This window comes from Kutzneria kofuensis, assembly GCF_014203355.1.
GTDB classification, from domain to species: Bacteria; Actinomycetota; Actinomycetes; order Mycobacteriales; family Pseudonocardiaceae; genus Kutzneria; species Kutzneria kofuensis.
Window position 1 is genome coordinate 4,614,081 of sequence record NZ_JACHIR010000001.1, and the last position, 14,630, is coordinate 4,628,710.

General features: G+C 72.2%; 15 protein-coding genes. 14 read left to right on the forward strand and 1 reads right to left on the reverse strand.

The features are described 5' to 3' along the window. Positions 1-17 precede the first annotated feature (17 nt). The 8 genes from BJ998_RS21370 (at position 18) to BJ998_RS21405 (ending at position 6,797) form a co-directional block, all read left to right on the forward strand. Positions 18-1,346, forward strand: coding sequence for a glutamyl-tRNA reductase (locus BJ998_RS21370; protein ID WP_184864222.1), 1,329 nt, complete (start codon positions 18-20; stop codon positions 1,344-1,346). Further along, positions 1,343-2,281 (forward strand): hydroxymethylbilane synthase, encoded by a 939-nt coding sequence (gene hemC / locus BJ998_RS21375; RefSeq protein WP_184864224.1) that lies wholly within the window; start codon positions 1,343-1,345, stop codon positions 2,279-2,281. The genes BJ998_RS21370 and hemC overlap by 4 nt, the downstream gene beginning before the upstream one ends. Before the next feature lie 14 nt (positions 2,282-2,295). Next, positions 2,296-3,828, forward strand: a complete 1,533-nt coding sequence (locus tag BJ998_RS21380; RefSeq protein ID WP_184864226.1) for a bifunctional uroporphyrinogen-III C-methyltransferase/uroporphyrinogen-III synthase — start codon at positions 2,296-2,298, stop codon at positions 3,826-3,828. Between the two features lie 90 nt (positions 3,829-3,918). After that, on the forward strand, positions 3,919-4,893 hold the full coding sequence (gene hemB / locus BJ998_RS21385; RefSeq protein ID WP_184864228.1) for a porphobilinogen synthase: 975 nt from the start codon (positions 3,919-3,921) through the stop codon (positions 4,891-4,893). After that, positions 4,890-5,402 (forward strand): hypothetical protein, encoded by a 513-nt coding sequence (locus BJ998_RS21390; RefSeq protein ID WP_184864230.1) that lies wholly within the window; start codon positions 4,890-4,892, stop codon positions 5,400-5,402. The genes hemB and BJ998_RS21390 overlap by 4 nt, the downstream gene beginning before the upstream one ends. A gap of 174 nt (positions 5,403-5,576) precedes the next feature. Further along, positions 5,577-6,029: a hypothetical protein gene (locus BJ998_RS21395; RefSeq protein WP_184864232.1), complete on the forward strand. Its 453-nt coding sequence runs from the start codon at positions 5,577-5,579 to the stop codon at positions 6,027-6,029. Then, complete coding sequence (mce1N, locus tag BJ998_RS21400; protein WP_184864234.1) at positions 6,026-6,448, forward strand: transport-regulating membrane protein Mce1N; 423 nt, start codon at positions 6,026-6,028, stop codon at positions 6,446-6,448. Before BJ998_RS21395 ends, mce1N begins: the two co-directional genes overlap by 4 nt. Before the next feature lie 13 nt (positions 6,449-6,461). Then, entirely contained in the window at positions 6,462-6,797 is a 336-nt protein-coding gene (locus tag BJ998_RS21405; RefSeq protein ID WP_184864236.1) for a hypothetical protein, read from the forward strand. On the opposite strand, the gene BJ998_RS21410 is transcribed toward BJ998_RS21405, so the two are convergent. Beyond that, entirely contained in the window at positions 6,794-7,420 is a 627-nt protein-coding gene (locus tag BJ998_RS21410) for a TetR/AcrR family transcriptional regulator (protein WP_184864238.1), read from the reverse strand. The genes BJ998_RS21405 and BJ998_RS21410 overlap by 4 nt on opposite strands. Before the next feature lie 99 nt (positions 7,421-7,519). On the opposite strand from BJ998_RS21410, the gene BJ998_RS21415 reads away from it, so the two are divergent. The 6 genes from BJ998_RS21415 to BJ998_RS21440 all read left to right on the forward strand — a co-directional run bounded on the left by BJ998_RS21415 (position 7,520) and on the right by BJ998_RS21440 (position 14,610). Continuing rightward, positions 7,520-8,680 carry a substrate-binding domain-containing protein gene (locus BJ998_RS21415; protein WP_184864240.1) on the forward strand — a complete coding sequence of 387 codons (1,161 nt, stop codon included), beginning with the start codon at positions 7,520-7,522 and terminating at the stop codon, positions 8,678-8,680. A 141-nt stretch (positions 8,681-8,821) separates the two neighbouring features. Next, complete coding sequence (locus tag BJ998_RS21420; RefSeq protein ID WP_221338085.1) at positions 8,822-10,126, forward strand: efflux RND transporter periplasmic adaptor subunit; 1,305 nt, start codon at positions 8,822-8,824, stop codon at positions 10,124-10,126. A gap of 15 nt (positions 10,127-10,141) precedes the next feature. Further along, a complete protein-coding gene (locus tag BJ998_RS21425; protein WP_184864244.1) occupies positions 10,142-10,873 on the forward strand; it encodes an ABC transporter ATP-binding protein in 732 nt (243 codons plus the stop codon). Further along, positions 10,873-12,102 (forward strand): ABC transporter permease, encoded by a 1,230-nt coding sequence (locus BJ998_RS21430; protein ID WP_184864246.1) that lies wholly within the window; start codon positions 10,873-10,875, stop codon positions 12,100-12,102. Before BJ998_RS21425 ends, BJ998_RS21430 begins: the two co-directional genes overlap by 1 nt. A gap of 14 nt (positions 12,103-12,116) precedes the next feature. Further along, the gene (locus BJ998_RS21435; RefSeq protein ID WP_184864248.1) at positions 12,117-12,962 is read left to right on the forward strand and encodes a DUF5666 domain-containing protein; all 846 of its coding nucleotides are present in this window, start codon (positions 12,117-12,119) and stop codon (positions 12,960-12,962) included. Between the two features lie 43 nt (positions 12,963-13,005). Next, the gene (locus BJ998_RS21440) at positions 13,006-14,610 is read left to right on the forward strand and encodes an efflux RND transporter periplasmic adaptor subunit (RefSeq protein ID WP_184864250.1); all 1,605 of its coding nucleotides are present in this window, start codon (positions 13,006-13,008) and stop codon (positions 14,608-14,610) included. Positions 14,611-14,630: the final 20 nt, after the last annotated feature.

Consider the following 14,630-nt stretch of genomic DNA (forward strand, 5'->3'; position numbering starts at 1 on the left):
GCTGGGGGGTGGTCGGAATGAGTCTGCTCGCGGTGGGTGTGTCGCACCGCACGGCCGACGTGCGCCTGCTGGAGCGGCTGGCGGTGTCCGCGGACGGCATGGCCAAGCTGCTCGACGAGCTGCTCGGCCAGGAGAACGTGACCGAGGCGCTGCTGCTGTCCACGTGCAACCGGATCGAGGTGTACGCGGTCGTCGACGCCTTCCACGGCGGTCTGGCCGACGTCACCTCCGTGCTCTCGCGGCACTCCGGCATCGAGGTCAACGAGCTGTGCGAGCACTTCTACGTGCACTACGCCGCGGCGGCGGTGGAGCACCTGTTCTCGGTGTCCGCCGGCCTGGACTCGATGGTCGTGGGCGAGGCCCAGATCCTCGGCCAGCTGCGCGGCGCGTACGCCGACGCCGATGACGCCGGCACCGTCGGCAAGACCCTGCACGAGGTCGTGCAGCAGGCGCTGCGGGTCGGCAAGCGGGTGCACAGCGAGACCGGCATCGACCACGCCGGCGCGTCGGTGGTGTCCGAGGCGCTGGCCGACGCCGAGCGGGTGCTCGACGGCCTGGCCGGGCGCCGGGCGCTGCTGGTCGGCGCCGGCTCGATGGGCGGGCTGGCCGCCGCGCACCTGCGCCGCGCCGGCATCGGCGAGATCGTCATCGCCAACCGCACCCCGGCCAACGGGGACCGGCTGGCCGCGGCGCTGACCGGCGAGGGCGTGCCCGCCCGCGCGGTCGGCCTGGACCGCCTCGACGATGAGATCTCCGCCACGGACGTGCTGCTCGCCTGCACCGGCGCGATGGACGTGGTGGTCGACGTGGACCGGTTCCGGCCGGGCGTCCGCCGCGGCCCGCTGGTCGTCTGCGACCTGGGCCTGCCGCGCGACGTGGACCCCGCGGTCGGCGACCTGGACGGCGTCACGCTGGTCGATCTGGAGACGTTGCAGCAGCGGCTGGCCGCCGCGCCGGCGGCCCTGGACACCGAGCGGGCCCGGCGCATCGTCGCCGACGGCGTGCGCGACTACCTGGCCGGTCAGCGCTCGGCCGCGGTCACCCCGACGGTGACCGCGCTGCGCCGTCGCGCGGCCGAGGTGGTGGACGCCGAACTGTTGCGATTGGACTCGCGGCTCCCGGACCTGGATGATTCCATCCGTGCGGAGCTGGCCCGGACGGTCCGCAGGGTGGTGGACAAGCTGCTGCACACCCCGACCGTCCGCGTCAAGGAACTGGCTTCGTCGCCCGGCGGGGCCGGCTACGCGGACGCGTTGCGGGAGCTCTTCGAGCTCGACCCGCAGGCGCCGAGGGTGGTCAGCTCGCCACGCACTGTAGAGACCGAGCACGGCGGTGGAGACCGGTGAACCGGACGTTGAGGATCGGAACCCGAGGCAGTGCCCTCGCACTGGCGCAGACCGGCATGATGGCCGAGCGGCTGGAGCGCGCGGGCGCCACGGTGGAGATCGTCACCGTGACCACCCCGGGCGACCGCTCGCACGCGCCGATCGCCGAGATCGGCGTCGGCGTGTTCACGTCGGCCCTGCGGGACGCGCTGGCCAACGACGAGGTGGACGTGGCCGTCCACTCGTACAAGGACCTGCCGACGGCTCCCGACCCGCGGCTGGTGCTGGCCGCCGTGCCCACCCGCGAGGACCCCAGGGACGCCCTGGTCGCGCGGGACGGCATGGTGCTCGGCGAGCTGCCGGCCGGCTCCCGGGTCGGCACCGGCGCGGCCCGGCGGGTCGCCCAGCTCGAGGCCCTGGGCCTCGGCCTGGAGCTCGTGCCGATCCGCGGCAACGTGGACACCCGGATCCGCAAGGTGCTCGACGGCGAGCTCGACGCCGTCGTGGTGGCCGCGGCGGGCCTGTCCCGGCTCGGCCGGCTCGACGTGGTGACCGAGTTGCTCGACCCGATCCAGATGCTGCCCGCCCCCGCGCAGGGGGCGCTGGCGGTGGAGTGCCGGGTCGACGACGTCGACACCGAGCACCTGCTCCGCTCCTGCCTGGATGATCAGGCCAGTAGGGCCGCTGTCACCGCCGAGCGCGCGATGCTTGCCGCGCTGGAGGCCGGGTGCAGCGCGCCCGTCGGCGCACTGGCCGATGTGGTGGAAGACCTCGACGACGACGGCCGGACGGTGCTCCGCCTGTCGTTGCGCGGGGTCGCCGCGACGCCGCAGAACGAGCTGCTGCGGGCGTCGGCCACCGGTGACTTGACCACAGCAGAGCAGTTGGGCCGGGCGCTCGCGGCCGAACTGCTTGATCTCGGCGCCACCGTGCTCAGTGGCCCGGGGAGCAAGTGATGGGGAGTGCCCTGATGACGACCCGCGCACGTAAGACCCCCGGACGCGTCGCGTTCGTGGGTTCCGGCCCCGGCGACGCCGGGCTGCTGACGGTCCGGGCCACGGAGTTGCTAGCCAGGGCAGAGCTGGTGGTGACCGACCCGGACGTGCCGAAAGAGGTGGTCGGCCTCGCCGAGGGCGCCGAGGTGCGGCCCGCGGTCGGCGAGGCCGCGGACGTGGCCAAGGACCTGGTCAACGAGGCCCGCAACGGGCGCAGCGTGGTCCGGCTGGTCTCGGGTGACCCGCTTACGCTGGACGCGGTCGTGACCGAGGCGCAGTGCGTGGCCAAGTCCACTGTGGACTTCGACGTGGTGCCCGGGGTTCCCGGCGGCACCGCGGTTCCCGCGTACGCCGGCGTCGCGCTCGGCGCCGTGCACACCGAGGCCGACGTCCGGTCCACTGTGGACTGGGCCGGGCTGGCCGCCGCGCCGGGCACGCTTGTCTTGCACGCCACCGGTTCCCACCTCGCCGAGGCCGCGTCCTCGTTGGTGGAGAACGGTTTGGCCCCGCAGACCCCGGTCGCGGTGACCGCCGGCGGCACCGCCTTCGGGCAGAAGACCGTGGACACCTCGCTGGCCTCGCTCGCCGCCGACGCCGGCGACCTGAGCGGCCAGCTGGTCGTCACCGTCGGCAGCTCCGTCGCCGGCCGGTCGAAGCTGTCCTGGTGGGAGTCGCGGGCGCTGTACGGCTGGCGGGTGCTGGTGCCCCGCACCAAGGAGCAGGCCGGCGCCATGAGCGAGCGGCTGCGTGAGCACGGCGCGATCCCGGTCGAGGTGCCGACGATCTCCGTCGAGCCGCCGCGCAGCCCGGCCCAGATGGAGCGCTCGGTCAAGGGCCTGGTCGACGGCCGCTACCAGTGGGTCATCTTCACCTCCACCAACGCGGTGCGCGCGGTGTGGGAGAAGTTCCGCGAGTTCGGCCTGGACGCCCGCGCGTTCTCCGGCGTGAAGATCGCCTGCGTCGGCGAGAGCACCGCCGCCAAGGTGCGGTCCTTCGGGATCATCCCCGAGCTGATCCCGTCCGGCGAGCAGTCCAGCGAGGGCCTGCTGGCCGACTTCCCGCCCTACGACGACATCCTGGACCCGGTGGACCGGGTGCTGCTGCCGCGGGCCGACATCGCCACCGAGACGCTGGCGGCCGGGCTGCGCGAGCGCGGCTGGGAGATCGACGACGTGACGGCGTACCGCACCGTGCGGGCCGCGCCGCCGCCCGCCGACACCCGCGAGATGATCAAGTCCGGTGGCTTCGACGCGGTCTGCTTCACGTCCTCGTCCACGGTGCGCAACCTCGTCGGCATCGCCGGCAAGCCGCACACCCGGACGCTGGTGGCGTGCATCGGTCCGCAGACCGCCGAAACCGCCCGCGAGTTCGGCCTGCGCGTTGACGTGCAGCCCGAGTTCGCCACCGTGCCGGCCCTGGTGGACGCGCTGGCCCAGCACGCCGCCCGGCTGCGTGCCGAGGGCGCGCTGCCGCCGCCGCGCAAGACCAAGCGCCTGCGCCGGTCGTGACAACCGAGAAGATCTGACGCTGTGAACGGACCATTCCCAAACTCCGAGTTGAGGAATGGTCCGTTCCGAGCTTTATAGGGAGTACTCGTCGTGTTCCCCACCCATCGTCCCCGCCGGCTGCGCCGCACCCCGGCGATGCGCCGCCTGGTCAGCGAGACCAGCGTCCAGCCGCGCCAGCTGATCCTGCCGATGTTCGTCAAGGAGGGCGCGACCGAGCCGATTCCGGTCGCCTCCATGCCCGGCGTCGTCCAGCACACCCGCGACACCCTGCGCAAGGCAGCCGTGGAGGCCGTGCAGGCCGGCGTCGGCGGCCTGATGGTGTACGGCGTGCCGCTGACCCACGACGCGGTCGGCTCCGGCGCGACCGACCCCAACGGCATCCTCAACGTGGTCCTGCGGGACCTGCGCAGCGAGCTCGGCGACGACACCGTGCTGATGTCCGACCTGTGCCTGGACGAGTTCACCGACCACGGCCACTGCGGCGTGCTCGACCCGGACGGCGCCGTGGACAACGACGCCACCCTGCGCATCTACGCCGACATGGCCATCGAGCAGGCCCGCTCCGGCGCCCACCTGGTCGGCACCAGCGGCATGATGGACGGCCAGGTCGGCGTCATCCGCGAGGCGCTGGACGAGGCCGGCTACCTGGACACCGGAATCCTGGCCTACACCGCCAAGTACGCGTCGGCCTTCTACGGCCCGTTCCGCGAGGCCGTCGGGTCCCAGCTCAAGGGCGATCGCAAGACGTACCAACAGGATCCGGCCAACGCGCGGGAGGCGCTGCGCGAGCTGTCGCTGGACCTGGCCGAGGGCGCGGACATCGTGATGGTCAAGCCGGGGCTGCCGTACCTGGACATTCTGCGGGTCATCGCCGACAACTCGGAGGTGCCGGTCGCGTCCTACCAGGTGTCCGGCGAGTACGCGATGGTGGAGGCGGCGGCCGCGAACGGCTGGCTGGACCGGCAGCGCACCATCCTGGAGACGCTGACCTCGATCCGCCGGGCCGGCGCCGACATGATCCTCACCTACTGGGCCGTCGAGGCCGCGCACTGGCTGTCCTCGTGACCCCACCCCGTGCGGTCGACGTGGCGCGCTGGCTGTGGGTGGCCGGCGCGCTGCTGTCGGCGGTGCGGTCCTTTCTGGTGCTGGCCGACCGGCAGGGCCTGCGGGACCAGGTCCGGCAGGTGGACCCGTCGCTGACCATGCAGCAGATCGAGGCCGCCGTGAACGGCGAGATCATCCTCGGTGTGCTGTTCAGCGCGGCGGTCGTCGCGCTGTACGTGTTGGTGGCCAACAAGATGCGCGCCGGCCGGGCGTGGGCCCGAGTGTTGCTCACCTTCTTCGGCGTGATCTTCGTGGTGCTCGGCGGGCTGGGCCTGATCGGCCTCGCGGACGGGTTGGCCACGGCGCAGGGGCTCAGCGTCGACCCGGTGGAGGTGGCGCTGTCCGCGGTCGGACTGGTGGTGGACGTGGCCGCGTTGGTGGCGATGTGGCTGCGGCCGTCCAACGACTACTTCCGGGCGTCGTCGGTGCGCTTTGCCATGCCACCGCGGCAGGAGCAGTTCCCGCGGTGACAGGGCCCTTGCCGCACGTTCCGCGCGGGGCGAGGCCGCTCGTGACCGGTGCCTTCCCTCGCCACATTTCGATCGCCCGCGTCGGCTCGTGCGGTGGGAGCGTCGCGTGGCGGGCGATCGAAATGTGGCAACGGTCCAGGCACCGGCGCGGCCTCGCGCGTGTACCGTGCGGCCGTGACCATTGACGAATCGGACGAGCAGGACGTGGTCGTCCGACCCAAGCTCGTCACCACCGCCATCGTGCTGTGGGCGCTGGACGCGATCGCCTACCTCGGCGGGGCCACGCTGGTGATGACCAGTCACAGCGCCATCGTCGACTCGCTGCTCAGGACGGCGCCGAAGACCGTCACCCGGGACCAGATCAACGGGCAGCTCACCTTCGAGGAGTTCACCGGGCTCGGCGTCGGCCTCCTGGCCGTGGTGTTCGTGTACCTGCTGATGAAGGGCAACCGCTGGGCGCGGATCGCGCTGGTGGTGCTGGCCTTCGTGCAGCTGGCCTGCCAGTTGGCGTTCGGCATCGGCATCGTCCCGATCTCCGCCGGCACCCTGCTCGGCCTCGTCGGCCTCGCCCTCCTGTACTTCCCGTCCTCCAACGCGTACTTCGCCGGACTCAAGCGACTGGCGTGACCGTTCGCTACGCCGAGCCGGGCTCGTCGTTCTGGCCCGTGCTGTGGGCCCCGGGCTTCGCGCTGCTGGGCGCGGGCGTCGAGGCGCTGAGCGGCTCGGTGCACTTCCTCGGCTGGGCCCTGGCCGCCCTGGTGTTGGCCGGCGTCTGGGCCCTGTGGGTGGCCGCGCGGCGCCGGCTGCGCTCCGTGTCGCTCACGGACGAGGTGCTGCGCCTGGGTGAGGAGGAGCTGCCGGTCGCCGACATCGCCGCCGTCGAGGAGGACGAGCCCGAGGCGGCGAAGGTGCTGGGCGGCGGCTGGACGACCCCGAAGGGCACCGGCGCCGTCCCGTTGCGGCTGCGTGACGGCAAGGTCGTGCTGGCGTGGGCCCGTCGCCCGGACGCGCTGGCGACCGCGCTGAGGGCATTGCTGGCGACGTGAGAGGCTGGAGGGCATGAGCAGCCCCCGGTTGAACCAGCCGTGGCGCGCCGCGGTGGCGGGCGGCCTGGTGGTCGTCGCCGTGCTCGCGGTTTTCGCCGCCGTGTGGAGCTGGCAGAACGGCATCATCCGGTACGACATCCCGGCCGGCAACGGCACCCCGGAGCTGGTGTCGACGCGCTTCGTCGGCAGCTGGATGGCGACCGCGGTGGGCCTGGGCACGCTGGCGGCGCTGCTGCTGGTGAGCGCGGGCCGGCAGGTGCTGCTGGCCCTGCGCACCCGGGACAGCAACCCGCTGCCGCCGGTGCAGACCGCCGAGCCGCCGGTGGAGACCGCGGAGCCGTCCGCCTAGACCTCCGGCAGCACCGGCCACTTTCGCGGGGTCGAGGGGCCGCCGGCCATGCGCAGCGCCAGCTCGATGTAGCGGCGGTGCATCTCGGTGGCCGTGAGCACGCCGTCGTCCCGGAACCACTCGCTGATCAGTCCGCACATGTCCAGCACGGCCCGGGCGGTCGTGGCGGCGGAGCCGTCGACGAGATGGAACACGCCGGCCTGCTGACCGGCTTCGAGCACGTCGGCGAGCTGGTCCCGGAGGCGGCGGCGGATGACCAGGACGTCTTCGAGACGGGCACTGGTGAGGTAGCGGTACTCGTGGTTGCCGACCCGCGAGCGTTCACGGAACTGGGCGTGGGCGGCGACATGCACGGCGACCAGGGCGGCGTACTGGTCCACGGGATCGTCGCCGGCGGCGTCGCGGGCCTGCCGGGTGTGCCGTTCCAGCTCGGCGTGGATGTCCAGGACCAGTTCGTAGAGCAGCTGGTCCTTGGACGGGAAGTGGTTGTACAGCGCGCCCTGGGTGAAGCCGCAGGCTTGCGTGATCTCCTTCACCGAGGTGGCGAGGAAGCCCCGTTCGTAGAACAGCGTGGTGGCCGCCGCCAGCAGTCTGTCCCGGGACCGGACCTCCACGCTCGTCATCGGTCAATAGTCGCCCACTTGACCGCGGCGGCGGACAGGCGGTAGGACCTCACGGGGTATATGAACGGTCATTTACCGTACGAACGTGAAAGGCCCGCGTTGTCCTCCTCCCGACTCGCCGTCCTGACCGCCGTGCTCGCCCTCGCGCTGACCGCCTGCTCCGGCCTGTCGGCCGCGCCCAAGCCGACGAAGTCCTCGGTGGACTACGGCGCGCAGGCCATGCAGGCGACCCAGGCCGCGATCAGCGGCACGTACCACGAGCCGTCGGCGCAGCCCCGGCCGGCGGCGCCGGGCAAGAAGCTGGCGGTGATCTCGTCCGGCCAGAACGCGATCAGCTCGCTCGTGCCGGCCAACTCGGTGATGGAGGCGGCGCACGCGATCGGCTGGGACGCCCAGCTCTACGACGGCAAGCTCGACCCGAAGTCGTGGCCGGCGCTGGTGTCGCAGGCGGTGGCCAGCGGCGTGCAGGGCATCGTGCTGGTCGCCGTGGACTGCCCGGCGGTGGCCAAGCCGCTGGCCGAGGCCAAGGCCAAGGGCATCAAGATCGTCGGGATCTTCGCCTTCGACTGCAACGACCCGCTGTTCGGCGGCAACGGCCCGGCGCTGTTCAGCTCGTACGTCGACTTCGGCCCGCCGGTGAACCGCAACATCGACGACTTCTCCGACCTCTACGGCGCCGACCAGGCCAACACCACCATCGCGCAGACCAACGGCGCGGCCAAGGTGGTGTTGGTGACGGACAACGAGTTCACCTCGATCCGGCACGTCGTCGAGGGCTTTCGAAACACCATCGCCAAGTGCGCCACCTGTTCCGTCGTCGGCGAGGTGGACATCAAGGCGGCCGACCTGACCACGCCGAACGCCGAGGCGGCGGTGGAGAAGGCGTTGCGGGAGCATCCGAACGCCAATGCCGTGAAGAGCCCGTACACCGCCGCGACGCTGGCCGCGGTCAGCCCGGCGGTGCTGAAGGTCAACCGGGCGGCGTCGCTGTACGTCATGGGCGGCGAGGGATTCGAGCCGGAGCTGGACCTGATCCGCAAGCACCAGGGCGTCTCCGCGGTCACGATCATCCCGTCCGACTGGTACGGCTGGGCCGCGGTCGACACGGTCAACAGCCTCTTCATCGGGCAGGAGCCGGCCGACTCGGGACTGGGCTGGCAGCTCATCGACGACGAGGTGAATCCGCCGTCGAACAACGCCTACAAGCCGACAATCGACTTCCGCGGGGCATATCGGGCGGCCTGGGGAAAGACCGGATGAGCCACCTTCAGGTAACTCACAGGCAGCGTCCAGTCTGGTGACAGGCTGAGCACAGAGGATCGGGGTGTAACCAACCGCCCTGGGGCCTTTCAGCTGCCGCGCTCCCCCGGGCAGGGATGCGAGCAGAGTGAGGAACCCGTGTTGTCGAGAATTCGACTGCGCCTGACCAGACGGCGGGTGATCATCATCGTGGCCGCGGTCGTGGTGGCCACCGGCGGCGGTGTCGCGTGGGCCGCGACCCGACCGACCGCCGACGCCACGACGACGTCCTTCGCCACGGCGACGACCGCGACGCTCAAGCAGACCGTCTCCTCGTCCGGGACGATCCAGCCGGCGCAGCAGCAGAACCTGAACTTCGCGGTGTCCGGCCAGGTCACCGGCGTCACCGCGACGGTGGGGCAGCAGGTGACCGCCGGGCAGGCGCTGGCGACGGTGAACTCCGCCGCGCTGGCGGCCAACGTCGCCGAGGCGCAGGCGACCGTGTCCACCGACCAGGCGCGGCTGAGCTCCGACCAGACGGCCGGCGCGTCGAGCGCGCAGATCGCCGCCGACCAGGCCGCGGTCACCGCCGCGCAGAACTCCTTGAGCAACGCCCAGAACGCCTTGAGTGAGGCGACGCTGACCTCGCCGATCGACGGCACGGTCGCATCCGTGAACCTGACCGTGGGGCAGCAGGTTTCCGGCGGCAGCACGTCTTCCACGAGCGGTGGCGGATCCGGTGGGGCCGGCGGCTCCGGCGGCGGTGGCGGACAGGGCGCGGCCGGCGGTGGGTCCTCGAGTTCGTCGGGTTCGAGTGCCAGCACCGCGCAGGTGGTGGTCATCTCCACCAACTCGTACATCGTCAACGCCAGCGTGGACGACACCGAGGTGGGCTTGATCAAGGACGGCGAGCAGGCGACGATCACCGCCAACGGCAGCACCCAGCCGGTGTACGGCACGGTCACCTCGGTGGCGATGCTGGCCAGCTCCTCGTCCACGGTGCCGAGCTACCCGGTGACGATCGGCGTCACCGGCACGCCGACCGGCCTGCACCCGGGGGCCAGCGCGACCGTGGCGATCACGGTCAAGCAGGTGACCGACGCCGTGGTGGTGCCGACGGCCGCGATCCACTACGAGAACGGCAACGCCGTCGTCTACCAGATGTCCGACGGCAAGCAGGTGTCCAAGCAGGTCACCACCGGCATGACCTCCGGCGGCCAGACGCAGATCGTCAGCGGCCTGAACGAGGGCGACCAGGTGGTCGTCCCCAGCCGCGGCACTGGCGGCACGACCGGCACCACGCGCGGCGGCGCAGGCACCGGAACGGGAACCGGCCGTGGCGGCTTCGGTGGCGGCACGGGCGGCTTCGGCGGTGGATTTGGCGGCGGCGCAGGCGGTTTCGGCGGTGGCGGCGGTTTCCGTGGCGGCGGTGGTGGGGCCGGCGGCGGCCAGCGGAACGGCGGCTGAGCCATGAGCCTCGACATGACCACCCCGATCCCACCCGTGATCGGCGGGCCGAAGACGGTCATCGGCATCCAGGACGTCACCAAGATCTACCGGACCGGCTCGGTGGAAGTCGCCGCGCTCGGCGGCGTCTCGCTGCGCATCGACGAGGGCGAGTACGTGGCGATCATGGGGCCGTCCGGCTCCGGCAAGTCCACGCTGATGCACATCATCGGCTGCCTGGACGTCGCCACCTCCGGCAGCTACTTCCTGGCCGGCGAGGACGTCAGCGGGCTGTCCGAGAACGAGCTTGCGGTCATCCGCAACAAGCGGATCGGCTTCGTGTTCCAGCAGTTCAACCTGCTCACGTCGCTGACCGCCTGGCGCAACGTCGAGTTGCCGCTGAGCTACGCGGGCGTGCCGAAGGCGGAGCGCAAGCGCCGTGCCGTCGCGGAGCTGGAGCGCGTCGGCCTCGGCGACCGCGTGGAACACAAGCCCACCGAGCTCTCCGGCGGCCAGCAGTCCCGCGTGGCGTTGGCCCGGGCGCTGGTCAACGCGCCGGCGCTGATCCTGGCCGACGAGCCGACCGGCGCGCTGGACTCCAAAGCCACCGCGGACGTCCTCAACGTCTTCTCCGAGCTGCACCGCGCCGGCCACACCATCGTGCTCATCACGCACGAGGAGGAGGTCGCCGCCCGCGCGCAGCGGGTCGTGCGGCTGCGCGACGGGCTCATCGAGTCGGACACCATGAACCTCGTCGGGGGTGCGTGATGGGGTGGCTCGAAACGCTGCGGACCAGTTGGGACGCGATCAGATCGCACCGGCTGCGGTCCGGGCTGACGATGCTCGGCATCCTGATCGGCATCGCCGCCGTCATCCTCACCGTCGGCCTCGGCGAAGGGGCGCAGCAGCAGGTCAGCAGCGCCATCAACGCCCTCGGCACGAACCTGCTCGTGGTCACGCCCGGCAGCTCCACCACCGGCGGCGTGCGCGGTGGCTCCGGCACGGCGTCGTCGCTCACCGCGAGCGATGCGACGGCGCTGGGCAACAAGTCCGTCGCGCCGGACATCCAGGCCGTGGCGCCGAGCAACAGCCGGTCGGAGTCGCTGACCGCGGGTTCGACGAACTGGACGACCTCGGTTGTCGGCACCACCCCGGACTGGCTGGGCGTGCGGGCCCGCACCGTCGCGGAAGGACGGTTCCTCACCAACCAGGACATCAGCGGCGAGACGGCGAACGTCGTGCTCGGATCGAGCACCGCGCAGGAGCTGTTCGGCTTCGCCGACCCCGTCGGCCGCACGGTGACCATCGGCAACATCCCCTTCACCGTGGTCGGCGTGCTGGCCGCGGAGGGCGCGTCGTCCGCGCAGAACCAGGACGACCAGGCGGTGGTGCCGATCAGCACGGCGTCCGACCGGATCTTCGGCGGCGCCACCCGAACCTCGGTGCAGTCGATCTACGTGGAGGCCACCTCCGCCGACACCCTGTCGGCCGCCTACCAGGAGGCCAACCAGGAGTTGCTGACGCTGCACCACGTGACGGATCCGACCGCGGCCGACTTCACCATCGCCAGCCAGGAGTCGCTGCTGTCCACCGCGACCTCGGTGAGCAAGACGCTGACCATCCTGCTCGGCGGCGTCGCGGCCCTGTCCCTGCTGGTCGGCGGCATCGGCGTCATGAACATCATGCTGGTGTCGGTGACCGAGCGGATCCGCGAGATCGGCCTGCGCAAGGCGCTGGGCGCGAGCCCCACGCTGATCCGCCGCCAGTTCCTGGTGGAGGCGTCCGTGCTGGGCCTGTCGGGCGGCATACTGGGCGCGCTGCTGGGGATCGTGGGCGCGCTGGTGCTGCCGGGGCTGATCTCGTCGACCATCACCGTGTCCCCGACGGCCACCGTGCTGGCCATCCTGACCTCGATCGCCATCGGCATGGCCTTCGGCGTGTACCCGGCCAGCCGGGCCGCCCGCCTGGCCCCGATCGACGCTCTCCGTAGCGAATGAGCTGGAGCCCAACGATGTCCGTGCAGATCCGCAAAGCCGCCTTCGGCCTCGTCGCCGGCGCACTGGCGTTCACGCTGGCCGCGTGCGGCGGCTCGCCCGCGCCCGCGGCCGACAACGGCGGCGGCACCAGGCCGGCCCCCGGCGGCGGCCGCACCGGCGGCGGCGCGCCGCCCGGGGTGTTCGGCAGCATCGCCGCGGTGTCCGGCCAGACGATCCAGGTGCAGAACCCGCAGAGCGGCCAGACCGCCGTCAGCTACGACGGTTCCACCAAGATCACCAACTCGGTGTCCGGCACGCTGGCCGACGTCACCGCCGGCGCGTGCGTGAGCGTCGTCGGCACGTCCACCGGCCAGGGCCAGCCGGTCAGCGCCACCGCCGTGACGATCACCCAGGCCGGCGCGAACGGCTGCAGCTTCGGCAACGGCGGCCAGCGGCCGTCCGGGTCGAACTCGCCGCGCCCGTCGGGCTCGAACCGACCGCGGCCCAGCGGCGGTCCCCGGCCCAGCACCGGCAACAACCCGGCCGGCGGCCCGCGCGCCTTCGGCGCCGTGACGGCCGTGTCCGCCAACGGTTTCACCGTGCACTCGACCTTCGGTGGCAACGCCACCGACACGACGGTCAACGTCACGTCGGCGACGACGTACACCAAGACCGTCAGCGCCGATCCGAGCGTGCTGGTCGTCGGCGCATGCGTTGCGGCGCAAGGCAAGTCGGACGACACCGGCGCCGTGGCGGCGACGTCGATCGCCGTCAGCAAGGCCGGCCCGAACGGCTGCACCGGCGGCTTCCGCGGCGGTCGTGGCGGCTTCGGCGGCGGCCGGGGCAACGGCGGTGGCAACGGTGGCGGCGGTAATGGCTGAGTACAAGAAAGATGCCCGCAGACGGGGATTCCGTCGTTCCCGAGTGGTGATCGGCATCGTGGTGCTGGTCCTGCTCGGCGGCGGGGCAGCGGCGTTCGCCGCGACGAGAAGCGACGATCCCTCGTATCGGACGACCACCGCCGGCCCGGCCCGGGTGACGTCCGTGCTCAACGGCATGGGCACCGTGCAGCCGGTGTCCCAGGCGACGGTCAGCTTCCCGGTCTCCGGGCAGGTGGCGTCCGTGAGCGTCAAGCAGGGCGACCAGGTGACATCCGGGCAGGCGCTGGCGCAGCTGAACACCACGACGCTGCAGGGCCAGGTCAGCTCCGCCCAGTCCACTCTGGCCAATGCGCAGGCGAAGCTGGCGTCCGACCAGAACAGCCAGACCACGGCGGCGCAGTCGTCGACGCCGTCGTCGTCCTCGGGCGGCGGCTCGTCGTCGAAGCTCACCCAGCTGTTGAAGTCGATCTCCGCCGGCCAGAACGCGGTCCGCGGGGCGCAGCAGAAGGTGGACGCCGACCTGCAACTCGCCGGCGCCGCGCTGAAGCAGGCGCAGGCGACGTGCCCGGACGTCATCAAGCAGCTCGGCACGGGCAACCCACCCACCATCACTGGCACGCCGCCGACCAGCACGGATCCGACGCCGACGACGACCAGCGCGCCGCCGGCCCCGCCGGTCGACGTCACCACCTGCACGGACCTGCTGCAGCAGGTCCAGGACGCACAGGCGAAGACCGCCGCCGACGAGAAGGCGCTGAGCACGGCCGAGGCGTCGCTGTCGACCGCGCTGGGGCAGGCGGCGACCGCCGTGCAGCAGTCCGGGTCGTCCGCGGCGAAGACGCCCTCCGGTAGCACCGGCGGCAACCAAGGCGGTTCTCGTGGCGGGTCCTCGACGCCGCCGTCGGCCGACCAGATCGCCGCCGACCAGGCGTCCGTGGACGCGGCCAACGCGCAGCTGGCCGCCAACCAGCAGAACCTGGCCGCGGCCAGCCTGGTCAGCCCGATCGACGGCACCGTGGCGCAGGTCGACCTGGCCGCCGGCCAGAACGCGTCGGCCAACTCGGCCACCGCGAAGATCGTGATCGTCGGCCCGGGCGGCAACCAGGTCACCACCGCCGTCAACGACAACCAGGTCGGCCAGGTCAAGCCGGGCCAGCCGGCGACGATCACCCCCGACGGCTCGGGCAAGCCGCTGACCGGCAAGGTCGTCGCCGTCGGCGCGCTGGCCAGCACCACCTCCGGCGGCTCGGCCAGCTTCCCGGTGACGATCTCGCTGGACAACGGCGGCCCCGGCCTGTTCGCCGGCTCCACCGCGGCCGTGGCGATCACCCTCGGCACCGCGCAGGCGGCCGTCACCGTGCCGACCTCGGCGGTGCACACCCTCGGCGCGACGAGCTTCGTGACGGCGCTGGTCGACGGCAAGCCGGCCAGCAAGCGGGTCACCCTCGGCGTGGTCGGCGCGACCGTCACCCAGGTCACCGGCGGCCTCGACGCCGGCGACGAGGTCGTGCTGGCCGACCTGAGCCAGCCGCTGCCGTCGTCGACCACCGGCGCCCGCGGCTTGACGGGCGGCGGCGCAGGCTTCCGCCCAGGTGGAGCCGGGGGTGCGGGCGGCGGCGCGGCGACGGGAGGCCGGGGCGGAAGGTGACGGCCGACACGGTCGTCCGC

Coding starts and splice junctions, on each gene's coding strand:
- BJ998_RS21370 (WP_184864222.1), top strand. CDS start 18: ATGAGTCTGCTCGCGGTGGGTGTGTCGCACCGCACGGCCGACGTGCGC.
- BJ998_RS21380 (WP_184864226.1), top strand. CDS start 2,296: ATGACGACCCGCGCACGTAAGACCCCCGGACGCGTCGCGTTCGTGGGT.
- BJ998_RS21405 (WP_184864236.1), top strand. CDS start 6,462: ATGAGCAGCCCCCGGTTGAACCAGCCGTGGCGCGCCGCGGTGGCGGGC.
- BJ998_RS21410 (WP_184864238.1), bottom strand. CDS start 7,420: ATGACGAGCGTGGAGGTCCGGTCCCGGGACAGACTGCTGGCGGCGGCC.
- BJ998_RS21425 (WP_184864244.1), top strand. CDS start 10,142: ATGACCACCCCGATCCCACCCGTGATCGGCGGGCCGAAGACGGTCATC.
- BJ998_RS21430 (WP_184864246.1), top strand. CDS start 10,873: ATGGGGTGGCTCGAAACGCTGCGGACCAGTTGGGACGCGATCAGATCG.
- BJ998_RS21435 (WP_184864248.1), top strand. CDS start 12,117: ATGTCCGTGCAGATCCGCAAAGCCGCCTTCGGCCTCGTCGCCGGCGCA.